We start from the raw sequence: 21,523 nt of genomic DNA, 5'->3' as shown, positions 1-21,523 counted from the left end.
GCCTGACGCCTTGCGCCGAAAAACGATCAGCGACGGCATCGATACCATGGTCCTGTCTGAAACAGGACATGACATGCCGCCCCCCGGTAACGGGCGGCGAGCCTCTAGTGACACAGCGATTTAATTTAAAACGACATACGGGGATTTGACGCCGGAGACGTCACGACAAAAGCACTCGTGCGAGTGCACCGCTCGGGTGAGCGGAAAGTCCTGAAAGGCTCAGGGTGGCGTGGAACGCCAAAGGGTCGTGACAGGCATCGAGATCATTGCTTCAACTCATCAAAGAGGTCATCAATTGCGGCGCAGTTTAACAGCCGAAGATTCATCATGCATCCCGCGGTCGGCATATTCTGCAGCCCTCATCCGCCGTCCAGAGGATGACAACCGCTGAGTACCGGGATTCAAGGACACGTTCTGACACCACAAAAAAGGCCGCGATCAGCAAGGATCGCGGCCCTGTCAATCAGACGTCACGGACGCCATGTCCTCGATGGCAGAAAGGTAACCGACTTTATTCTGGAACGAATTCCGCTTCGATCTGCAGCTTGACCTCATCGCTGATGCCCTGCTGATCACCTTCCGGCATCAGGTAGTTGATGGCAAAGTCGCTGCGCTTGATGGTGGCCTCACCGTTGAAACCGATGTGGTATTTCTTGTCAAAGGCGTACACGCCCCCGCGGTTGAACTCGGCGTCGATTTCCACGGAATGGGTCTGACCATTGAGGGAGAGATCACCAATAATGGTGGCCTCATCATCACCATCGAGTTCGATGCTGGTAGAGGTGAAGGTCGCCGTCGGATGCTTGCTGCTATTAAAGAATTTCTCGCCCTGAAGATGCTCGCTCAGGTCGCTGCCGGTCAGCACCCTGTTCAGCGGGATCTCGATTTTCAGGTTGCTGTCGGCCGGATCTTCACCGAGTCTGAGCGAACCGGACAGATCCACGAACTGGCCTTCGTAGTGAGAAAAACCGTAATGGTCCACGCCCCAGGTAATCTTGGAATGCAGCGGATCAATCGTATAGTTGCCTGCCGGCACATCGTTGATGTTATCGGTTTCAGGCGTCTGCTGATCGGCCATGGCCGGTGCAATGCTCAACATGCCTGCCAGTACGGCAGCGCTCAGTACGGTGGTTTTTTGCACGTGGTGCTCTCCCTCGATGATTCTTGAAACGACGTTTCACATCATAGGTTAGATTGTTGATGTCTGCGGTACGATTTCAGATTTGTCACAGTCGCTCAGGGCTCTGAACGATTGCGCATCTGCTCAAAGATTTTGGTGATCTCCAGCGGCAGCGGGAAGACGATGGTGGAGGCATTCTTGTTGCTCATGTCACTCATGGTCTGCAGATAGCGAAGCTGCAGGGCGGCCGGGTTTTTGGACATGATCTCGGCGGCTTCCACCAGCTTTTCGGAAGCCTGCATCTCCCCTTCTGCCGCGATGATCTTGGCCCGACGCTCGCGTTCTGCCTCGGCCTGTCGTGCGATGGCGCGCACCATATCCTCGCTGATGTCGACCTGTTTGATCTCGACGTTGGAGACCTTGATCCCCCAGGCTTCCGTCTGCTGATCGAGAATGGTCTGAATATCATCATTAAGACGATCCCGCTCGGAAAGCATCTCATCGAGATCGTGCTTGCCCAGCACCGAACGCAGCGTGGTCTGGGCGATCTGACTGGTGGCCATGCCGTAGTTTTCGATCTGGATAATGGCACGCTCGGGATCAACCACCTTGAAATAGACGACCGCGTTGACCCGCACCGTGACATTGTCGCGCGAGATGACATCCTGCCCCGGCACATCCAGCGTCACCGTACGTAGATCCACAATCTCCATTTTCTGAATCACGGGAATAATGAAAAAGAGCCCGGGCCCCTTGACGCCCTGAAAGCGTCCCAGAAAGAACACTACTCCGCGCTTGTATTCCGGCAGCACCTTCACCGAGGCGGCAAGAATGAAAACAACAACAACAATGGGAATCAGATAGGTGAGCATGCGACGTCTCCCTGACAGGGCCTGATAGGCTTATTCATGCGTGGATGTTGCATCGTTTGTGGTGGCTGGCGCCTCGTGCTCGAGGACCAGCACAAGGCCATGCACGTCGCTGACGCGGCGACGCTCTCCTTCTGCCACGGGGGTAGTGCTGCGCGCCTGCCACCGCTCGCCCTTCACTCGGGCATAGCCGTGATAGTCCCCCTGATGGTGTTCGGTGAACTGACGAGTAGCTTCGGCCACGGCGCCGATGACCTCCTCGCGCCCGCCCATCGGCGTGATATGTCGAAAGCGCAAAAAGCGCATCACGACCCATAGCAAAAAGCCCCCCAGCAGCAGGGCCGCCGCGATGACCATGGCCATTCCTAGCGCGCTGTCGCCTCCGGGCAAAAGGCCTGCGTTGACCATCATCGACGCCCCGATAACAAAGACCAGAAGCCCAAGAAGGCCCACGACACCAAAGGTTGGGGTCACGGCCTCAATGCCGATCAGCAAAAGACCCAGCAACACGATTAAAACCCCGTCCTCGACGGCCAGCGGTGTCGCCGCCCAGGCAGGCAATGCGACCAGCGACAGTGAAAGAAACATCAGTATGCGGGATGAAGGAGTCATAAAATCCCCCGGCAGACGCGCTGCATCAGACATCATTGATTAGCAGGATACACCCGCTATCGTCCGCCCGCCTGAACGAATGCCCGCGGTCTGGGCATTGTGCAGACACGACCGGATCGAAGCGCAGCGGCCTTGCACGCCTGAGACGCGCGAATCGGCCTAATCGGCATAGCACCAAATGCGCTAGCGTCCGCCCCACTCCATTAAACCTGAATTATGGAAAGCTTATGCAACCGCGGATAGATGTACTGTGGACAGGCGGCTGGGATTCAACCTATCGGGTGCTTTCGGCGGCGATGGTCGATCAAAGGACGGTTGTCCCACATTACATCGTCGACCTGGGACGCGGCTCCAGTCTGCGCGAACTGCAGGCCATTTCAGAGGTACGCGCGGCGCTGAACAGTATCGACCCGGAAGCCGCCGCCCGAATCGAGCCGCTGCGGATCACGCCGGTCACCGAAATTGTGGAGGATCATGAGCTGAGCGCGGCGTATCACCGGCTAACGCAGCAGGCCCATCTGGGCAGTCAGTATGACTGGCTGGCCCGCTATGCCAAAAGCGAAGACCTTCATCATCTGGAGCTGAGCGTCCACGTCGATGACAAGGCCTATCACTTTTTGAAGGGCCGAGTGGTCGCTACCGAAGAAGGCAGCTGGACCTTCGATGAACGCGTCGATACCGACGAGGCTATCTTCCGCTTTTTCGACTTCCCGCTGCTGGAGATTTCCAAGACGCAGATGAAAGCCGAGGCCGAACGCCACGGCTTTATCGAGGCACTGGAGAAGTCCTGGTTCTGCTACAGCCCGATCGATCAGGCGCCCTGCGGACTCTGTAACCCGTGCCGCTATACCATCGAGGAAGGCATGGAATACCGCCTGCCGGCAAAGGCGCTGCGCCGCCATCGCACCCGACACCTGCGACGTGTCGCCAGAGCGCCAAGAGCCCTGTGGCGCCGGGCAGCGCGTGCCCTCTCATCCTGACAAGCCCTGCGCCGGTACGATCCGGCAGTAGCATCGGCTAGATCAGCGCCTTTACGGCACGCTCCACTCCGCGCAGCTCGGCCAGTCCCTTGAGCCGTCCGATCAGCGGATAGCCGGGGTTGGTCTGTCGTGCCCTGTCGTCACAGAGCTGGTGGCCGTGGTCGGGCCGCATCGGCAGTCGGGCGCCACCGTTTTCGGCGCGGCGGCGCTCCTCGCTCACCAGCTCGCGTATCACCCCAACCATGTCGACATCGCCGTCCAGATGCTCCGCCTCGATAAAGCTTGAAGGGTCGTGAGCATCACGCCGTGTGGCGCGCAGATGAATGAAGTGAATGTGCGGGGCAAACTCGCGCGCCATGGCCACAATGTCGTTATCTTCACGCACCCCATAGGAGCCGGTGCAAAAGGTCAGGCCGTTGGCCGGACTTCGCACCTGCTCCAGCACCCAGCGGGCATCCTCGGCGGTCGAGACAATCCGTGGCAGCCCCAGCAGCGGGCGCGGCGGGTCATCCGGATGCACCGCCAGGCGTATCCCCAGCCGCTCGGCTACCGGCACGACCTGCTGCAGGAAATGGCGATAGTTGTCCCGCAGCCGGTTTTCATCGATGGCCTCATAGGCCTTTAGATGCTCGAGAAACTGCGACAGCGTGTAGTGCTGGTCTGCCCCCGGCAGCCCGGCGATCAGGGTATCGACCAGCCGTGCGCGCTCGGTGTCATCCATGCCTTCAAAGCATTGGCGCGCCGCCCCGATCTCGGCCTCACTATAAAGCGCCTGCGCCCCCGGGCGTTCAAGAATGAACAGCTCAAAGGCGGCAAAGGCGGTCTGATCAAAGCGCAGGGCGCGCCCGCCGGTGTCGGTGGGCCATTCAAGCTCGGTGCGCGTCCAGTCCAGAATCGGCATGAAGTTGTAGCACACCGTATCGATGCCGCAGGCGGCCAGATGTTCAAGCGTTGAGCAGAACACTGCGATGGCGCGGTCACGGGCCTCGATGTCCAGCGCCTGCTTGATCGCCTCCGGTACCGGTACACTTTCCACCACCGACCACGACAGACCCGCCGCCTCGATCAGCGCCTTTCGCTCAGCGATCTCCTCGACCGACCAGGGTGCATCAGGCGTGTGACCGTGCAGTGCCGTGACAATGCCGGTGGCACCGGTCTGGCGAATATCGGCCAGCGTCACCGGGTCCTGGGGGCCGAACCAGCGCCAGGTATGTTCCATGCCCTTTTTCTCCCTCTGCCATCCATTTTGAAAATGATCCGCCACTTTCGCCTCGGCTCAGACTCCGGCCAGATGCTGCTCGAGCGCGGCGCGCATGCCAAGCTGCTCGATCGATGAAAGTGCCTTTTGTACCTGCTCTCCAAAGCGCGGCGCCCTGACCAGCGACGGTGAGAAGATCGCCTCGATGCCCATGACAGCCGCGGCTCGATCAACGCTTTTCTCATGGGCATGGCACTGCGCCAATTGATCCGCCATCGGATCGCTGATCGGATAAGCTCGGCCCTGCTCATCGATCCCGCGGGTATAACGAATCCAGGCGGCCACGCCGAATACCGTGGCGCAAAGCGCCTGCTCGTCCTGCGTGGCCGCCAGACGCGCCTCACCGCCACGCAACCAGCGCTGGGGTAGCTTCTGAGAACCGTCCATGGCGATCTGGTGCAGGCGGTGATGCAGGCTGTCGTTGCCAAAGCGCGCCATAAGGGCGCGGGCGTAATCCTCCAGCGAGACGCTTTCCGGCATCGACAGGGTCGGCGCCGCTTCCTCCAGCATGTAACGGCGCAAAAGCTTCTGCATCAGCGGATCACCGACCGCCTCGGCCACCGTTTCCAGTCCCATCAGAGGGCCGGTATAGGCCAGCAGTGAATGCGCGCCGTTGAGCATGCGAAGCTTCATGGTCTCAAAGGGCCCGACATCCTCGACCATCTCGACGCCGTGTTGTCCCCAGTCGGGCCGCCCCTGCGGGAAGTGATCCTCAATCACCCATTGAAGGAAGGCTTCGCTGACCACCGCCGCCGGATCGTCACAGCCAAGCGAGCGCAAGCGCTCCAGGGCGGCGTCATTCATCGCCGGCACGATGCGATCCACCATGCTGGAGGGAAAGGCCACGTGGGTGTCGATCCATTCGGCCAGTGCAGCGTCACGCCGCTCGGCCAGCGCCACCACGGCCTGACGGGTGCGCGCGCCGTTGTCCGGCATGTTGTCACAGCAGAGCACCGTAAAGGGGGCAATGCCCGCCTGGCGGCGCCTGGCCAGCGCCTCGACCAGAATGCCCGGCGCCGTACAAGGCGCTTCAGGGTGTGCAATGTCGGCCACGATGGCCGGATCATTGCTCAACAGCGTCCCCTCACCGGGACTCAGGTAATAGCCCTTTTCGGTGACCGTCAGGGTCACGATGCGTGTATCGACATTGCTCAGGCGATCCAGCAGAGCCGAAAGATCCTCGCCCTGCTGGCCCTGCGGGTCCGTGCCGGTAAACAGCGTCTCGTTGATGGCGCGAATCTCGCGCAGGGTGACATGGGTGCGATCGGTATATTCGGCCAGATGGTAGCGAAAGCCCTGATCACGAAGCGTCTCTACCAGCGCCCGATTGCCACGAATGTTGACGCTGCAAATCCCCCAGTCACGCTCGCCGCGAGCGATACACTGCTCGATCACCTGGGCCTGATGCGCCCGGTGAAAGGCCCCCAGCCCCAGGTGCACGATGCCGATGCGCTCGGGCGCATGTCCTGATGCGATGCGAACGACCTCGATGGCATCGTGATTGTCGGATGCGCTCATCACTGTCTCCTTGTCTGTGACGTTTTCCCGGTAGCCGGCGCCACGTTAGCCTGCTGGCCCCATGACCAGATTGGGCAGCCACAGCGAAATGGCCGGGATATACATCACCAGCACCAGTACTGCCAGATTGCACAAAAGAAACGGGATGATGGCGCGCGCGACCTGACTCATGCGGATCTCGCCGATCCCCGACACCACAAACAAACAGATGCCTACCGGCGGTGTGGTCAGACCGATCATCAGGTTCAAAACCGCCATGATGCCAAAGTGCACGGGATCAACACCGACGCCGGTCGCCACGCCCAGAAGCGCCGGGAACAGAATGATCAGTGCCGCAATGGTCTCCATGAAGGTGCCGACAAACAAAAGGATCAGATTGAGGATCAGGATCACCATCAGTGGGTTGTCGCTGATGCCCAGGATGCCATCGGCAATCATTTGCGGAATGCGCTCGCTGGTCAGAATCCAGCCAAACAGATTGGCAAGCCCGACCAGCATCATCAGTGCCGCCGAAGTCAGGGCGGCATCGACAAAAAGCCCGGGCAGGTTGCGCCAGTTCAGCCCCTTGTAGACGAACAACCCCACCACCAGCGCATAGAGACAGGCCACGACCGAGGCCTCGGTGGGTGTAAAAAAGCCGCCGATGATGCCGTAGAGGATGATGAAGGTCATCAACAGCGCCCAGAACGCGCTCTTGCCTTCACGCAGGATCTCCTTGAGCGTGGCGCGCTTTTCCTTCGGGTAGCCCCTTTTAACCGCCAGTACGTAGACGGTAATCATCATCCCCAGCGCCAGCAGAATGCCGGGGACAACGCCTGCCATGAACATGCGCCCGACCGAGATGCCGGACAGCGAGCCCACGATGATCATCGGCACGCTGGGCGGAATGATCGGCCCGATCGTTGAAGATGCCGCCGTGACGGCCGCCGCGAAGGGCTTGTCATAACCGGACTTCGCCATGCCCGGAATCATGACCGCACCCACGCTTGCCGCATCGGCCACGGCCGTGCCGGAAATGCCGCCAAAGATCATCGAGCCGCCCACGTTGGCAAGGCCCAGACCGCCGCGGATATGACCGACCACGGCGTTGGAAAAGCGCACGATGTGCTCGGTGATGTTGCCCACATTCATCAGGTTGCCGGCCAGAATGAAGCCGGGGATACACAGCAGTACGAACGAATCCATGCCGGCAAACATGCGCTGGGGCACGATGGTCAGCGGAATGCCGGCGGTAAAGAGATAGGCCGCCGAGGAGATACCAAGAGCAAAGGCAATCGGAATACCGGCAAACAGCAGGACAAAAAACACTGCAAACAGCATTAACACTTCCATGGTGCTACCTCCGCTCGCCGCCAGGCGTTGCTTTGTCGTGACGAGACAGGCCTAGAAGCCCGGCCACGGCTTCAATCGCCCCGATCACGCCGTACAAAATGACCATGCCAAACAGCACCACGGTGGCGCCAAAGACCCACTGCATCGATACCTTGAGTGCCGGTGAGGTCTGAAAGGCCCCGATGCTTGAGTACTGCCACGCATAGGGCATGATCAGCCAGGCAAAGCCGACGAGCACGACGCTGATCAGCAGCTGATAGAGGCAGGCGCCCCTGACGCCAAAGCGATGATGAAAAAGCTCCAGGCTGATGTGCTTGCCGCGTCGCATGACAAGCCCGGCGCTGACGGCAATCATCATAATGAAGAGATAGCGGGACAGCTCCTCGGTCCACACCGGCGCCGCCGGCAGGATCAGACGTCCCAGAATCTGCAGGATCACAACGCCTGCAATCGAGATCAGTGTCAGACCGGCGATGGTGGCCAGCAGCCGATCCAGAAGGTTGACCAGGGCACCAAACACGCCGCCCAACCGCGGCACACGCCCCAGAACATCAAGCGCCTCCAGGGCATCGCTGGCTCGCTTTTCAGTGTCGCTCACGTTGTATATCTCCCTGCTGCCGTACCCCTTTGGCGTCAGCCAAAGGGGTACGAAAGTCAGCATTCAGGCCGTGACTGGAGGATTTCAGAGCTTTTCGATGCGCTCGAGAAGCTCGGTCTGCTCGGGGTCGAGCGCTTTCTTGATGGCCGGCATGGCCTTGTCGGCGAAAGCTGTGGTGTCGACCTCAACAAAGGTCATACCCTTGTCCTTGAGAGCCTTCTCAAGGCGTTTCTGGTCCTCGGCGAACAGCTTGCGCTCATAGCTTTGCATGTCGCCGGCGGCATCGCGCACCACCTTTTGCAGATCATCCGGCATGCTGTCGAGCTTGCGCTTGCCAATCACGACATAGATCCAGCTTCGCACGTGATTGGTCATGTTGACGTATTTCTGTACCTCGGAAAGGCTCGCGCTCTCGATCAGGGACAGCGGGTTTTCCTGAGCATCGATGGTGCCCTGCTGCAGCGAGGTGAACACTTCGCTGAAGGCCATGGGCGTGGGCCGTGCACCCAGCGCCTGCCAGGTATCCACAAACAGCGGCACGTTGGGCACCCGCAGGCGCAGCCCCTGCAGGTCATCCGGGGTCCTGATTTCACGATTGGACGTCAGCTCACGTGGGCCACGCTCAAACCATGTCAGCGGGACCAGCCCGGTGCGTTCTGTAATCTGAGCCTCGATTTCGCTGCCAATATCGCCATCAACGGCCTTTTTGAGCTGCTCGCTGTCATGAAAGGCGTAGGGCACAGCCATCATGGCCGCCTTGGGGGCCCAGTTCTGCAGACTCTCGCCGGTAATGGTCATATCGGCCGTGCCCAGCTGGATGGAGTTGATCATGTCCATCTCGTTGCCCAGCTGTTCGTTGGGATAGACCTGCACTTCGATACGGCCGTCGGAGTTTTTCTCGACCTCCTCCTTGAAGTGCATGGCGGCCTTGTTCCAGATGTTCTGCTCATTGGCCAGGTGGCCGAATTTCAGCGTGTAATCGGCGGCCTGTACCGGTGTGGCCATCGCCAGAACACCAGCGGCCAGCACACCGGCCCCAATCAACTGTGATAGACGCAGACGTGACATTTGACGCATCGACATACCTTGCTCCTTCAGGGCCTGCACCCTGATCAAATCAAGCGGTGGGGTCATCCATTGCCCGACAGGGCGTTATTGATCGTTTTGCCTTTTTTTATCGACCTACCAGTGCCAGAGCGTGCCATCCTCGAGGCGGTTGACCGGCAGACTGGCGCGCCTGTAGGGGTATTTCCCCGCCAGTTCCTCGTCGATGTCCACGCCATGACCGGGCGCCTCGCCCGGTGTGAAGTGGCCATCCTCGAAGCGGTAGGCGTGCGGGAAAACGGCTTCGATTTCCTCGCTGTGCGGCATATGCTCCTGAATGCCGAAGTTGGGCACCCAGGTATCGAAATGCAGCGCCGCCCCCATGCAGACCGGAGAGAGATCGGTCGGGCCGTGGAAACCGGTGCGCACGTGATAGAGCTCGGCCAGTGCCGCGATACGACGCACGTGCGTGATGCCGCCGGCGTGGGTCAGCGTGGCTCGGATATAGTCGATCGACTGCGACTCGATCAGCTCGCGGCAATCGTGAATCGAGTTGAAGACCTCACCCACCGCCAGCGGTGTGGTGGTGTGCTGGCGAATCATGCGAAAGGCGCTCTGGTTTTCGGCCGGCACGCAGTCTTCAAGCCAGAACAGGTGATAGGGCTCGACTTCCTTGCCCAGCCGCGCGGCCTCGATGGGGGTCAGACGGTGATGCACGTCGTGCAGCACGTGCAGGTCATCGCCGAAGCGCTCGCGCACGGCCTGAAAGAGCTTTGGCACGTGATTGAGATATTTCGAAGTGCTCCAGACGTTTTCGCTGGGCAGGCTTGAATCCGCCGGTTCATAGCGCTCGCCGGCCTTCTTGGCGACGCCATAGGTGGAAGCGATGCCGGGGATGCCGCACTGAACCCGGACGGCGCGATAGCCCTGCTCAACGTGGCGGGCGACCTCTTCAAGACAGCCTTCGATGTCATGGCCGGTGGCGTGACCGTAAACCATGACTCGATCACGGCTCTTGCCACCGAGCAGCTTGTAAAGCGGCATGCCGGCAGCCTTGCCCATGATGTCCCACAGCGCCATGTCGACGGCGCCGATCGCTGACATGGTGACCGGCCCACGCCGCCAGTAGGCGCCGCGATAGAAAAACTGCCAGATGTCCTCGATATTGGAGGGATCACGTCCGATCAGTGCGGGGGCCACGTGCTCTTCGAGATAGGCCACGACCGCCAGCTCGCGACCATTGAGCGTCGCGTCACCGATACCGTAGATCCCTTCATCGGTTTCAATCTTCAGGGTCACCAGGTTACGACCCGGACAGGTCACGATGACACGTGCATCTACAATCTTCATGGAAGTTCTCTGCCTGTGTGCTCCAATGACGCCAGGCTACCTGCATTATGATTGGCATACCAAATAGACATTGGTATACAAGTGGTTCGCAGGGCTTCAAAGCAGGTCTTAAAGTGTTGTTATATGGGCTTTATGAGCATACCGCTGTAGAATTGGCATGCCACAACAGGCAATCAAAAAACCAGAGCGCATGGGGTCTCATGCACTTCTGGAGCCATCAGGGAGGTCGGGATGCGCCGACAGTATCAGATCATTGGCGAGCAGATCGGTCAGCAGATCGACCGTGACGGCTACCGTCCCGGCGAAAGACTGCCCACGGAGCGCGAATACGCCGAGCGCTTTGACGTCAGCCGTACAGTGGTCCGTGAAGCCTTTATCATGCTGGAACTGGCCGGACGCGTGGAAGTCCGCAAGGGATCAGGCACCTATGTCCGTGACGCCGGTGACAGCAACGAATATGCCTCGACAGCCGCCCTGAACATGTCTGCCCCCACCGAGGATATCGGCCCTTTTGAGCTTTTAAAGGCGCGCCAGGTGGTAGAAAGCGCCGTAGCCTCGGCCGCCGCCGAGCAGATCACGCCGGGCGATATTCGTGCCCTGTCGACCCTGCTGTCCCAGGAGCGCCGGGCGCTTGAAACCTCCATCGGTGGTCATGAGCTGAGCAACGCCCCCGATCAGGCCGACCGAGCCTTTCATTTACTGATTGCGCGGGCCAGTCAGAACACGCTGCTGGAAGATGCCGTCAGCCGGCTCTGGGAGCAGCGCGATCGCAGCCCCATGTGGCGACGGCTGCACGGGCGCATCATGGATTTTTCCTACCGCCGCAACTGGCTGGATGACCATGATCGTATTCTTGCCTGCCTTAAAAAGCGCGACAGCGTCGGCGCTCATGACGCAATGTGGGCTCACATCGAACATGTGATGCATACATTGTTCACCCACTCCGATACCGACGACCCGGGCTTTGACGGGTATCTCTTCACCCGCGGCATCGAGCGTTCCTCTTTCTGATCCCCCTTGCCGATTCAAGGCGCAGAGCGCCATGTCCGGCTCGCCATTCTTATGCGACTGACCTAATGTAGATATCCAGGGCGCTCGTTCTGGATATCAACGCCTGCGCGTCCAACAACAATACCAATATGGATGACCGGCAGCGCCACCGGGCTGACCGGCACGGGAGGGTGACATGGCCTGGCTGGATTACGGGGTTATCGCAGTCTATCTGGGCGGTTTTTTGCTGCTGGGGCAGCTTTTCAGGAAACAGCACTCGGGCGAGGACTATTTTCTGGGCAATCGCGGCTTTGGCTGGTTTCCACTGTCGCTGTCGGCCGCCGCCACTCAGCTATCGGCAGTAAGTTTCATCTCGGCGCCCGCCTTTGTCGGCATGAAGGATGGCGGCGGGCTGATCTGGCTGACCTATGAGTTCGCCGTGCCGCTGGCGATGATCGTGCTTATCGCGCTCTTTTTTCCAACGCTCTACGCCGCCGGCGTGGTCAGCATCTACGGTTATCTGGAAAAACGTTTCGGCCGCAGCACCCGCATTCTGCTGAGCCTGGTCTTCCAACTGTCGCGTGCCTTCGCCACCAGTGTGATGGTCTATGCCATCGCGCTGATCCTCACCCATGCGATCGGACTGCCACTATGGGCCACCATCGTGGTGATCGGCGTGGTGGTCTATGGGGATGTCATTCAGATGGTGCTGCTGGTGATCGGACTGGTAGTCTGCCTGCTGTCGGCCCTGTCCCTGCTTGGCGGCTGGGACGCCTTTCTGGCCAGCGTGGATCCGGCACGCCTTGAAACCGTACGCTTTGACGATTTCGGGATCGGACAGGACAGCAACGGGTTCGGTTTCTGGCCCATGGTGATCGGTGGGCTTTTTCTCTACGCCGCCTACTACGGCGCCGACCAGAGCCAGGCCCAGCGGCTATTGTCCGCTCGCGACGCCCGCACGGTGCGTCATACGCTGCTGGCCAACGGGTTGCTGCGTTTTCCGGTCACTCTGTGCTATTGCCTGCTCGGGCTGGTGCTGGGAACGCTGGCCGTCACGCATCCGGAATTTCGCGCTCTGGTTCCCGCAGACGAGCCGGATCTGATGGTACCGCTGTTCATGCGTGACTATCTGCCGGCAGGGCTGACCGGCATTCTGATCGTGGCGATCTTTTCGGCCGCCATGTCCTCGGTCAGCTCGGCGATCAATTCGCTGTCAGCGGCAAGCGTAGAGGATCTGTTCGTACGTGGACGCCCCATCAGCGAGGCACGTTACATGCGCCTGTCCCGACTCACCTCCGTGTTCTGGGGCGTGGTCTGCATTACGCTGGCCTTTTTTACCGGCAACATCGCGCCCACCATCATCGAAGCCATCAACAAGGTGGGGTCGCTCTTTTTCGGCCCGATGCTGGCGACCTTTCTGGCCGCCATCCTGATACGACCCATCAATGGGACGGGCGCCAACTGCGGGCTGGTCGCCGGGGTAGGCCTCAACGCCTTTTTGTGGCTGTTCGTACCGGAACTTTTCTGGTTCTGGTGGAACGTGACCGGGGCCATCACCATGCTGGTCGTTGCCCTGGCCACAAGCGCCGTGACGCATCGCCGCACGCATGGCGATGTCATGCCCCGCCCCGTTCTGGACGCACATGTGCCCACGATCGCGATACTGGGCGTTTTCTTTGTGGCCATTGTCACGTTCAGCGCATGCCTGCCGGCGCTTTTGACCTGAGCGTTGCATGAAAGCTTCTGAAGCAGGCCTTGATATCGAGGAAGAACGTACCAAAATTCATGGGAAGGACGTCATGGCGAGTCATGAGTGACACGCCATGATGCTCGCAGGAGCGGGCAGTATTTGACTGGTCTAGACAAAAGGATGTGACTCATGAGCAGTGCCAACACCCGTAACATCAAGGACGCCAACCAGAAAGCCGCAACAAGGCTCTACCCGACGCGCAACGATCTCCCGGAAGAGACGCGCGCGAAGGTAGTAGCGGTCATGAATGAACGTCTGGCCGAGCTGATCGATCTGGCGCTGGTGATCAAGCAGGCGCACTGGAATCTCAAGGGCCCGCAGTTCATCGCTGTCCATGAAATGCTCGACGGTTTCAGAAGCGGCATCGATGCCCACGTCGACGAAGTGGCCGAGCGTCTGGTTCAGCTGGGCGGCACCGCGCTGGGCACGGTACAGCAGGTCTCCAAAAACACCAGCCTTGAGACTTATCCGGCTGATATTCATCGCGTCGAGGACCATCTCAAGGCTCTGGCCGATCATTACGCCGGCGCCGGTAAGAGAGTACGCAAGTCCATCGATCAGACCGATGAACTGGGGGATGCCGACTCCTCCGATCTGCTGACTGGCGTATCACGGACGCTCGACAGCAACCTGTGGTTCATTGAAGCGCACCTGCAGGAAAGCGCCTGAGTCGCAACATCGCGCTGCCGGCCATGTCGTCGGCACCTGTCATGTGACAACGGGAGCGCCCCACCGGGGCGCTCCCGTTTTTATCCACGTGCTCAGAGACGTCAGGGCATCTCGGGCATGTGCTCAAGCTCAATGATCGCCCCACGATGGCCGATCACGGTCGAGGCGAGACGGTGCCCCCAGCGCGCTGCCTGCTCGACGTCCCCACCGGTCAAACGACAGGCCAGATAGCCGGCGCTGAAGGAATCTCCTGCTGCCGTGGTATCCACCACCTTCTCGACGCGCTCACCGGCCACCTCATGGCGCATGCCCTCACACTCGATCAGACAGCTCTCGGCTCCACGCTTGATCACGATTTCGCTGACGCCCCGATCGTGATAGAACGCAAACAGCGCCTCGGGTGTTTCAAAGCCGAACAGGGCCTGATCGTCTTCAAAGGTGACGATGGCCAGATCCACCTGCGCCAGCAGCGCCTGATGTGCCTGCCGGGCTTTTTCAACGTCCTGCCAGAGCCTGGGACGATAGTTATTATCGAATACGACGTTAACGCCGCGCGCGCGTATCCCCGGCAATCCCGCCAGCAGTCGCTCACGTCCTTCCTCGGTCAAAATGGCCAGGCTGATGCCGCTGAGATAGATCGTGTCACTATGCGCCAGGCGCTCGAGCAGCTGACCACCTTCATCACCATCGAACATGAAACGCGCCGCAGCTTCACTTCGCCAGTAGTGGAAGCGCCGCTCGCCGGCGTCATCGGCTTCGATGAAATAAAGGCCTGGCAGGCGTGACTCCAGGGTTCTGACGTTATCGACACCAACACCTTCACGAACAAAGCGCTCGCGCATGGCCTGGCTGAATCCATCCGTTCCCAGCGCCGTCACGTACTCCACGTTCAGGTCGTTACCTGCCAGACGCGCCAGATAGGCCGCCGTATTGAAGCTGTCGCCGCCGAAGGTCTGATGGACGGAGTGTCCCGGCCGGCCATGCATTTCAATCATGCATTCGCCCATGAGCGCGATGGTTGATGACAAGATGGTTCTCCCTTTCCGGCATTGTGTTTTGCGACGATGCACCTGAAGCTGTCAGGACTCAAGCCACACCGAAACTTTTCAAACGATACTTTCAAACGTCACGACGTTCCCGAGAGAACGAATTCAGGAGACCCCATGGCAAGACTCAAATGTCTGATCTTTGACTGCGACGGCACCCTGGTCGACAGTGAACCCCTGCTCGCCGAGGTACTGTCACAGACGCTGCCCGAAGCCGGCCTGCCCTTTCGTGCCAGCGATTATATGAACGAATTTCGCGGCGTGGTCTATGCCCATATCGTGGCGGAACTCGAGCAGCGCCACGGTGCCGTTGACGAGACAGTGAAAAAAGAGGCCGAAGCGCGCATGCGCTCGCGCCTGATGGCAGGACTCAAGGATAGCCTGATCGTGATTGAGGGCATTGAGGCATCACTGGACATTCTGCAGCCGGAATATCTCTGCTGCGTGGCCTCCAATGGACCACTCAACAAGATTCGCCAGTCGATGGAAGTATCAAAGCTCGGCCGCTTTTTTGGCGATCACCTTTTTTCAGCCTATGACGTAGGCCATTTCAAGCCGGACCCCGAGCTCTTTTTACATGCCGCTCGTGTCATGGGGGTCGCCCCCGAAGAGTGTCTGGTCATCGATGATGCCCCCGTTGGCATTACGGCGGCACTGGCCGCCGGCATGCAGGTGGCCCACATCAACCATTTTCCCGAAGAAGAGCAGACGCCGGAACGGGCGCATGAGCTGCTTCACATGAAAGACCTGCCGGCGCTGGTGCATGCACTCAATCAGACCTGAATCGGGCACCATGACGTCAGACGATGGTCAAAGCTGTGACGGCTTTCATGCCTCGCACAAGGAGACATTCCATGGCACGCAGTGAACAGGAAGTGATCGACAGTCTGTTTTCCCGCCTGAAGGACACCGAAGCGCAAACCGGCGAACGGGATGCACAGGCTCAGGCACGCATTGATGCCCACGTTCGCGACCAGCCCGGTGCGCCCTACTACATGGCGCAGACCATTGTGGTTCAGGAAGCGGCCATCAAACGGCTTAACGCTCGCATCGAAGCGCTGGAAAAACAAAAGAGCGAGAAGCGCAGCAGTGGCGGCTTTCTGGCCGGTATTTTCGGCGCCGATCAGCGCGAGGAACGTCCCGACGAGCGCAGCCGGTCAGCGAGCTTTTCGGGGCGTGCGGCCGGTTCCGGCCCCGGTCAGAACTGGCAGACCAACGGCCCGGCACCGAGCGCTAACGGCAATGCCAAGCGCGGCGGCGGTGGTTTCCTGGGAGGCGCCCTGCAAACGGCGGCCGGTGTTGCCGGCGGCATGATGCTGGGCAATATGCTGATGGGGATGTTCGGACATCACAACAGCGAAGAAGTTGTTGATGTCATCGAAGATCCGGTCGGCACGGACCATCAGGGTGATCAAAGCGGTATGGACAGCGGTGATCCCGGCATGGATCAGGGCGGGTTTGCTCAGACCGATTATGACTCGCCGTCCGATGCTTCCTATGACGATGGCGGCTTTCAGGATGACAATGCCTTTTTTGGCGGTGATGCCGGTGGGTTTGACGATTTCGACGAGGTCTAGCCGGCACTGAGCGGTTGATCTATCAGGATATCGTGGGTCAGGTGGACCATGCGCGAACGCTTTCGGGCATGGACTTTTTATCCTGACATCAGTACCATATGGCGCCTTCGGAGAGGTGGTCGAGTGGTCGAAGGCGCCGGTCTCGAAAACCGGAGTGGGTTTACGCCCACCGAGGGTTCGAATCCCTCCCTCTCCGCCAGATATGGAAAAGCCGGCCCCATTGGCCGGCTTTTTTGTGAGTATGTGACAGGCAATGACCTCTCAAGGGAGGTGATGAGAGCCCTCGAGTTCGTGCCGAGGCGCGCAGCGCCGACAAGCGGAGCGAAGCGAGACCCATCCCTCCCTCTCCGCCAGACATAAAAAAACCGGCCATCAGGCCGGTTTTTTTATGCCCGTTTTATGCTCGATATTCGGCTTCGATCCAAGCATCTATCCGCTATAGGGCATGGACTGAGCAGCAGACCCCGACGCTGGCCGTACCGGCTGAGCGACGTGGCGCAGCTCGATGTTTTGCGTGGTATTGATCGGCTGGCCGTTGCAATCCAGCTGACGAAGCCGGTCATTGCCGATGACCTGAAAATTCATGCAGCTGTTGCTGCCTTGTGGGTCAAGTCGATAAATCACGGCCTGTGGGTCAACCTGATTGCCGCGCGTGACGACCCAGTCGCCCGAACGCGTCTGTACCTTTGCCCGGTCGTCGGTCCCCAGATAGCGCTGCTTGAGCGTATAGGTCGACGCAAAACCGGTCATTCCGGAAGACACCAGCGTCAGCTCGGTATCAATCCCTTCGCAATCTGCACATGGCAATACGCCCTGCCAGCTTTCCGCCACGGACATGACCTGCGGTGCCGACGACATTTCCGGCTGCTGACTGCAGCCTGCCAGTGCCAAACCTGCTACGGCCAGCAGGATACCGCTGGAAAAAGCTCTTTTCATGACGCGCCCTCGTTTGCCATTGATGATCCGGACTCCGATCGGGTCCTGACCCTGCCTATAAGCAAACGTAGTCGAGTCGCTTCAAACTGTCCCGGCCTTCAGGAAACGATTCGGTCGCGACCGCGTCCCTTAGCCTGATAAAGCTTTTGATCCACGCTTTCGACCAGATCGTTGCTTCTCATGCCGCGAGCATCGATGATGCCGGCCGAGAAGGTCACCTGAAGCCCGCTCGGGCTGAAAAGTTCAAGCGCCAGAGAGTGACGCAGACGCTCAAGCGCCTGAAAGGCGCCGCTAACGTCGATCCCCGGCAGGATCAGCATGAACTCCTCACCGCCCCATCGCACCAGAATATCGCTGGCTCGCAGCTGGCGCGACAGCACCTCGGCAAACTGCTGAAGCACCTGATCGCCGACGGTATGGCCGTGGTCATCGTTGACACGCTTGAAGTGGTCGATATCCAGCAGGGCAACGCTGATATCCAGATCCTGGCGCTCGGCCTGCTCAAGCGCCGCCTCAAGACTGCTGATGCCAAACCGGCGATTGCGAATGCCGGTCAGTTCGTCATGGGTGGCAAGATATTCAAGGCGTACGTTTTTCTCTTCCAGCGCCATTTCGAGCTTTTTGCGCTCGCTGATATCGACCAGAAAGACCACATCGCGAGGCCGGCCGTCTTCCCCCTCAATACGCACGCTCTCGACGATCACCGTATGACGCTGGCCATGACGTGCCACCAGCTCACACTCCCCGAAATGCTGAGCATGACCATGACGGCTACCCATCGCGCCATGCTGCTGGCGCCGGAGATACTGATGGCTGCTGTAGGGCACCACCATCGAAAAGGGGCGGCCGATCAACTCGTGCTCTTCATAACCATGAAAGCGGCAGTAGGCCGGGTTAACCATTTCAAAGCGGCCATTTTCGGTGAGCACACATATGCCCATGGGAGTGGCATTGATGATGCTGGAGATACACCTTTGGCTACGCCTGAGCTCTTCGTGCTGAACGATCTGTTGAGTACAGTCCTGCAGCACCAGCATGACGCGAGCAACCTTCCCCTTACTTTTCAGGCGACAACCGGTAAGGTTCAATGCCATGCGTCGACCGCATTCATTAAAGCGGAGCCAGCGGACACGTGGCGTCTGTCCACACTCGGTGGCCGCACCATCACGACACCATTCCTGAACAGGATGGCAGTCCGTTTCGTCAGGTACCCATTGCCAGGGCTCATCCGTCCTGATGGTGTCAAAATGGTTCAGCAGGGTTCGCGCCGAACAGTTGATACCTTCAAGCGTAATGCGCTCGCCGCACTGGTAGACCAGCGCTGCAATGTTGAGCTTGTCGAGTGCCTCGATGCTCGGGCAGTCGTCAGCAGGCGGCGGCAGACAATGACTCATCTCGTGATGATTACCTTCCATTACGTTATTACTACCAATAATCACATTATGGGCATCAGTATCTGCCACTTCCTGTCTGATTAACGCATTAGCCTTCATCACTGCGAAAATGCACCGCAAAGGATTCGAATGGCACAAGTCGCATGAGCCAAAGACGTACAAAGGAATGAAAAATGATGAATTAGAAACATGCTCGAGGAGGACAACCGACAGCGTTTTTTATCATTCACAAGGGCGAAAAGAGGATATTCAGATCAGTCGCCGATCTTTCTGTTTACACGTCAGTGACAAATCATCCTTCGAATACTGTCCACTGCCATTGCGATGACCACCTTTTTTGCTACCCATCCTGACAACAACATGGGCTCAAGGTGCCCTGTTTCAACCTGAGAGATTGATGCTTTCTTCAGATCGGGGCACCTGACATGGCCTCCCCTCCCGATCAGGCCCTTCCAGTTGCACCATGGATCGGCGCCAGCCTATGCTCGCTCGATAGTGATCCATTGACGACCTGCCCGGGTCAAAGCTCCCGTCCGGGTGCACGCCGGTCCTGAAGGCGTACAATGACATCTGCCAGCAGATTCGACCCATTACTCCAACGCGAGGTAGACCATGACATCCAGGGTATTCGTGGATGGCCAGGAAGGCACGACGGGCCTGAGAATTTTTGACTATCTACAGGCACGCGATGATATCGAGCTTTTACGTATCGACAGTGAACGCCGCAAGGACCGTGATGAGCGGGCACGTCTGATCAATCAGGCCGATGTCGTCTTTCTCTGCCTGCCGGACGAAGCCTCGCGGGAAGCGGCCTCTCTGGTCGACAATCCCGATACCTGTCTGATCGATGCCAGTACTGCCTTTCGAACTGACCCGACATGGACCTACGGCCTGCCGGAACTGACGCCGGGCCAGCGAACGCGCATCCGCAAGAGCAAGCGCATTGCCAACGTAGGCTGCCATGCCAGCGCGTTCATCATGCTGGTACGCCCGCTGATTGATGCCGGACTTCTGCCATCGGACTACCCCTATTCGGCCTTTTCACTGACCGGCTACAGTGGTGGTGGCAAGAAGATGATTGCCGACTATGAAGCTGCAACCGATGGGTCGCTGGATGCGCCGCGCCCCTACGCCCTGACACTTGCCCACAAACACCTGCCGGAAATGCGCATTCACGGTGGCATTGATCACGCCCCGGTATTTACCCCGATCGTGGGTCATTTCCTGAAAGGGCTGTCGGTCAATATCCCGCTTCAACGCTCATATCTGCCCGAGGGCACCACTGCCGAAAGCATCACCCGCGTCTGGCAGGCGCACTATGACGGCGCGCCCTTTGTGAACGTCATGTCGGCGCAGGACAGTGAGGTCCTTGATGGCGGCTTTTTTGACGTCACGGCCTGCAATGATACCAACCGCGTCGATTTGTGTGTCTTTGGCAACGAGGAGAGACTGGCGCTGGTTGCCCGTCTGGATAATCTCGGCAAGGGTGCCGCCGGGGCGGCCGTCCAGAACATGAATATCCATCTGGGGCTTGATGAGACCACAGGCCTGACCTGCCGGCTCGGTTAATCCCTCTCTCCTTGCGCGCAAGGGGCGCGTCAGGAGATTTCCTGCGTTTTGCTGTAGCGGATATTGTCGATGAAAGAGCGCGTCACTCCCTTTCAGCTGTTTATCCTGGTGCTATCGATCTATGTGATCGGCGCCATGGCCGCCAGCCTTTTGCTGACGTTACCGCCGGAACTCAACCGGCTGCTGCAGTACATGGACTACATCGTCTGTTTTTTCTTTTTCATCGACTTCTGCCAGCGTTTCATGCGCGCCGAGAGCAAGCTGGCCTATATGCGCTGGGGCTGGATTGACCTGCTGGCCTGCATCCCGGCCGGCCTCTTTCAGGGCGCGCGCATGTTTCGTGTGGTACAGGTGCTGCGCGTACTGCGGGCAGTCAAATCGATGGAGATGATCTGGCGTCTCCTGTTTCGCAACCGTGCCGAAGGCGTGTTCGCTTCGGCCGCGACCGCCACGGTACTGCTGGTCGCCTTTGGGGCCATCACCATGCTGATGGTGGAAAGACCCAACCCGGCAAGCCCGATCGAAACCGCCGAGGACGCCCTGTGGTGGGCGATCGTGACGATTACCACGGTAGGCTATGGCGATTATTATCCGGTCACCACACTGGGAAGAGTTGTGGCCGTGCTGTTGATGATCGGTGGCGTAGGACTGTTCGGCAGTTTTGCCGCCTACATCAGCTCGATCTTCATTGCCGATGACAGCGAACGGGAATCCCGCGAGGCGCGCGCCCAGCGAGACATGACCCGCGCCCTTCATCATCAGATTCGTGAGCTGACCGGCGAGGTACGCGAGCTGCGCGAGCGGCTGGATCAAATGCACAACACGTCCAGTCCTCCCTCCCTGCCGGGCGAAGACGAAAAAGGCCCCGACCGGCGTTCATGATCAGCGCTTTCCAGCAACGATGAGGCATA

20 protein-coding genes and 1 tRNA gene are annotated in these 21,523 nt (G+C 59.2%); 9 read left to right on the top strand and 12 right to left on the bottom strand.

The window, feature by feature from the left end; all coding sequences use genetic code 11:
- Nucleotides 1–511: 511 nt before the first annotated feature.
- The 3 genes from B9H00_RS12935 to B9H00_RS12925 form a co-directional block, all read right to left on the bottom strand.
- Complete coding sequence (locus B9H00_RS12935; protein WP_086900988.1) at nt 512–1,141, bottom strand: YceI family protein; 630 nt, start codon at nt 1,139–1,141, stop codon at nt 512–514.
- A gap of 95 nt (nt 1,142–1,236) precedes the next feature.
- Complete coding sequence (locus B9H00_RS12930; RefSeq protein ID WP_086900987.1) at nt 1,237–1,992, bottom strand: slipin family protein; 756 nt, start codon at nt 1,990–1,992, stop codon at nt 1,237–1,239.
- 30 nt (nt 1,993–2,022) lie between these two features.
- Complete coding sequence (locus B9H00_RS12925; RefSeq protein WP_157663221.1) at nt 2,023–2,601, bottom strand: NfeD family protein; 579 nt, start codon at nt 2,599–2,601, stop codon at nt 2,023–2,025.
- Nucleotides 2,602–2,828: 227 nt separating this feature from the next.
- On the opposite strand from B9H00_RS12925, the gene B9H00_RS12920 reads away from it, so the two are divergent.
- Nucleotides 2,829–3,581: a 7-cyano-7-deazaguanine synthase gene (locus B9H00_RS12920; protein WP_086900985.1), complete on the top strand. Its 753-nt coding sequence runs from the start codon at nt 2,829–2,831 to the stop codon at nt 3,579–3,581.
- 37 nt (nt 3,582–3,618) lie between these two features.
- Here B9H00_RS12920 and uxuA read toward each other — a convergent pair whose 3' ends face one another.
- The 6 genes from uxuA to manD form a co-directional block, all read right to left on the bottom strand.
- Nucleotides 3,619–4,800, bottom strand: coding sequence for a mannonate dehydratase (gene uxuA, locus B9H00_RS12915; protein WP_086900984.1), 1,182 nt, complete (start codon nt 4,798–4,800; stop codon nt 3,619–3,621).
- A gap of 57 nt (nt 4,801–4,857) precedes the next feature.
- Complete coding sequence (locus B9H00_RS12910; RefSeq protein WP_086900983.1) at nt 4,858–6,357, bottom strand: mannitol dehydrogenase family protein; 1,500 nt, start codon at nt 6,355–6,357, stop codon at nt 4,858–4,860.
- A gap of 45 nt (nt 6,358–6,402) precedes the next feature.
- Nucleotides 6,403–7,689, bottom strand: coding sequence for a TRAP transporter large permease (locus tag B9H00_RS12905; protein WP_086900982.1), 1,287 nt, complete (start codon nt 7,687–7,689; stop codon nt 6,403–6,405).
- 4 nt (nt 7,690–7,693) lie between these two features.
- Nucleotides 7,694–8,287 carry a TRAP transporter small permease gene (locus tag B9H00_RS12900; protein WP_236944279.1) on the bottom strand — a complete coding sequence of 198 codons (594 nt, stop codon included), beginning with the start codon at nt 8,285–8,287 and terminating at the stop codon, nt 7,694–7,696.
- Nucleotides 8,288–8,371: 84 nt separating this feature from the next.
- On the bottom strand, nt 8,372–9,292 hold the full coding sequence (locus B9H00_RS12895) for a TRAP transporter substrate-binding protein (protein ID WP_407656584.1): 921 nt from the start codon (nt 9,290–9,292) through the stop codon (nt 8,372–8,374).
- Nucleotides 9,293–9,469: 177 nt separating this feature from the next.
- Nucleotides 9,470–10,681 carry a D-mannonate dehydratase ManD gene (gene manD, locus B9H00_RS12890; RefSeq protein ID WP_086900980.1) on the bottom strand — a complete coding sequence of 404 codons (1,212 nt, stop codon included), beginning with the start codon at nt 10,679–10,681 and terminating at the stop codon, nt 9,470–9,472.
- Nucleotides 10,682–10,912: 231 nt separating this feature from the next.
- On the opposite strand from manD, the gene B9H00_RS12885 reads away from it, so the two are divergent.
- From B9H00_RS12885 to dps, 3 genes are all read left to right on the top strand, one after another.
- Nucleotides 10,913–11,692, top strand: coding sequence for an FCD domain-containing protein (locus tag B9H00_RS12885; RefSeq protein WP_086900979.1), 780 nt, complete (start codon nt 10,913–10,915; stop codon nt 11,690–11,692).
- A gap of 175 nt (nt 11,693–11,867) precedes the next feature.
- Nucleotides 11,868–13,397, top strand: coding sequence for a sodium:solute symporter family transporter (locus tag B9H00_RS12880; RefSeq protein ID WP_086900978.1), 1,530 nt, complete (start codon nt 11,868–11,870; stop codon nt 13,395–13,397).
- 153 nt (nt 13,398–13,550) lie between these two features.
- The gene (dps, locus tag B9H00_RS12875; RefSeq protein ID WP_086900977.1) at nt 13,551–14,090 is read left to right on the top strand and encodes a DNA starvation/stationary phase protection protein Dps; all 540 of its coding nucleotides are present in this window, start codon (nt 13,551–13,553) and stop codon (nt 14,088–14,090) included.
- A gap of 101 nt (nt 14,091–14,191) precedes the next feature.
- On the opposite strand, the gene kdgK is transcribed toward dps, so the two are convergent.
- On the bottom strand, nt 14,192–15,118 hold the full coding sequence (gene kdgK, locus B9H00_RS12870; protein ID WP_169713442.1) for a 2-dehydro-3-deoxygluconokinase: 927 nt from the start codon (nt 15,116–15,118) through the stop codon (nt 14,192–14,194).
- A gap of 135 nt (nt 15,119–15,253) precedes the next feature.
- Between kdgK and B9H00_RS12865 the strand changes: the two genes are divergently transcribed.
- The 3 genes from B9H00_RS12865 (at nt 15,254) to B9H00_RS12855 (ending at nt 16,912) form a co-directional block, all read left to right on the top strand.
- Nucleotides 15,254–15,919, top strand: a complete 666-nt coding sequence (locus B9H00_RS12865) for an HAD family hydrolase (protein WP_086900975.1) — start codon at nt 15,254–15,256, stop codon at nt 15,917–15,919.
- Nucleotides 15,920–15,990: 71 nt separating this feature from the next.
- Nucleotides 15,991–16,713 (top strand): DUF2076 domain-containing protein, encoded by a 723-nt coding sequence (locus tag B9H00_RS12860; RefSeq protein ID WP_086900974.1) that lies wholly within the window; start codon nt 15,991–15,993, stop codon nt 16,711–16,713.
- 109 nt (nt 16,714–16,822) lie between these two features.
- Nucleotides 16,823–16,912, top strand: a tRNA-Ser gene (locus B9H00_RS12855).
- A gap of 230 nt (nt 16,913–17,142) precedes the next feature.
- On the opposite strand, the gene B9H00_RS12850 is transcribed toward B9H00_RS12855, so the two are convergent.
- On the bottom strand, nt 17,143–17,649 hold the full coding sequence (locus B9H00_RS12850) for a copper resistance protein NlpE (RefSeq protein WP_086900973.1): 507 nt from the start codon (nt 17,647–17,649) through the stop codon (nt 17,143–17,145).
- Between the two features lie 98 nt (nt 17,650–17,747).
- Complete coding sequence (locus B9H00_RS12845; RefSeq protein ID WP_169713441.1) at nt 17,748–19,043, bottom strand: sensor domain-containing diguanylate cyclase; 1,296 nt, start codon at nt 19,041–19,043, stop codon at nt 17,748–17,750.
- Nucleotides 19,044–19,655: 612 nt separating this feature from the next.
- On the opposite strand from B9H00_RS12845, the gene argC reads away from it, so the two are divergent.
- Both argC and B9H00_RS12835 read left to right on the top strand, forming a co-directional pair.
- Nucleotides 19,656–20,612 (top strand): N-acetyl-gamma-glutamyl-phosphate reductase, encoded by a 957-nt coding sequence (argC, locus tag B9H00_RS12840; protein ID WP_086900971.1) that lies wholly within the window; start codon nt 19,656–19,658, stop codon nt 20,610–20,612.
- Between the two features lie 69 nt (nt 20,613–20,681).
- Nucleotides 20,682–21,494 (top strand): ion transporter, encoded by an 813-nt coding sequence (locus tag B9H00_RS12835; protein WP_086900970.1) that lies wholly within the window; start codon nt 20,682–20,684, stop codon nt 21,492–21,494.
- Nucleotides 21,495–21,523 lie beyond the last annotated feature (29 nt).

It is taken from the genome of Kushneria marisflavi (genome assembly GCF_002157205.1).
Taxonomy (GTDB): Bacteria; Pseudomonadota; Gammaproteobacteria; order Pseudomonadales; family Halomonadaceae; genus Kushneria; species Kushneria marisflavi.
Note: the sequence above shows the minus strand (reverse complement) of the source record. Positions and strands in the feature narration are given on the sequence as shown.

What these genes read in the sequence shown, in the direction of transcription:
- B9H00_RS12920 (WP_086900985.1), top strand. Translation starts at nt 2,829, where the DNA reads ATGCAACCGCGGATAGATGTACTGTGGACAGGCGGCTGGGATTCAACC.
- uxuA (WP_086900984.1), bottom strand. Translation starts at nt 4,800, where the DNA reads ATGGAACATACCTGGCGCTGGTTCGGCCCCCAGGACCCGGTGACGCTG.
- manD (WP_086900980.1), bottom strand. Translation starts at nt 10,681, where the DNA reads ATGAAGATTGTAGATGCACGTGTCATCGTGACCTGTCCGGGTCGTAAC.
- B9H00_RS12835 (WP_086900970.1), top strand. Translation starts at nt 20,682, where the DNA reads ATGAAAGAGCGCGTCACTCCCTTTCAGCTGTTTATCCTGGTGCTATCG.
- B9H00_RS12905 (WP_086900982.1), bottom strand. Translation starts at nt 7,689, where the DNA reads ATGGAAGTGTTAATGCTGTTTGCAGTGTTTTTTGTCCTGCTGTTTGCC.
- B9H00_RS12885 (WP_086900979.1), top strand. Translation starts at nt 10,913, where the DNA reads ATGCGCCGACAGTATCAGATCATTGGCGAGCAGATCGGTCAGCAGATC.
- B9H00_RS12845 (WP_169713441.1), bottom strand. Translation starts at nt 19,043, where the DNA reads ATGAGTCATTGTCTGCCGCCGCCTGCTGACGACTGCCCGAGCATCGAG.
- B9H00_RS12850 (WP_086900973.1), bottom strand. Translation starts at nt 17,649, where the DNA reads ATGAAAAGAGCTTTTTCCAGCGGTATCCTGCTGGCCGTAGCAGGTTTG.
- argC (WP_086900971.1), top strand. Translation starts at nt 19,656, where the DNA reads ATGACATCCAGGGTATTCGTGGATGGCCAGGAAGGCACGACGGGCCTG.
- B9H00_RS12860 (WP_086900974.1), top strand. Translation starts at nt 15,991, where the DNA reads ATGGCACGCAGTGAACAGGAAGTGATCGACAGTCTGTTTTCCCGCCTG.
- B9H00_RS12925 (WP_157663221.1), bottom strand. Translation starts at nt 2,601, where the DNA reads ATGACTCCTTCATCCCGCATACTGATGTTTCTTTCACTGTCGCTGGTC.
- B9H00_RS12865 (WP_086900975.1), top strand. Translation starts at nt 15,254, where the DNA reads ATGGCAAGACTCAAATGTCTGATCTTTGACTGCGACGGCACCCTGGTC.
- B9H00_RS12930 (WP_086900987.1), bottom strand. Translation starts at nt 1,992, where the DNA reads ATGCTCACCTATCTGATTCCCATTGTTGTTGTTGTTTTCATTCTTGCC.
- dps (WP_086900977.1), top strand. Translation starts at nt 13,551, where the DNA reads ATGAGCAGTGCCAACACCCGTAACATCAAGGACGCCAACCAGAAAGCC.
- B9H00_RS12880 (WP_086900978.1), top strand. Translation starts at nt 11,868, where the DNA reads ATGGCCTGGCTGGATTACGGGGTTATCGCAGTCTATCTGGGCGGTTTT.
- B9H00_RS12910 (WP_086900983.1), bottom strand. Translation starts at nt 6,357, where the DNA reads ATGAGCGCATCCGACAATCACGATGCCATCGAGGTCGTTCGCATCGCA.
- B9H00_RS12895 (WP_407656584.1), bottom strand. Translation starts at nt 9,292, where the DNA reads ATGGCCACACCGGTACAGGCCGCCGATTACACGCTGAAATTCGGCCAC.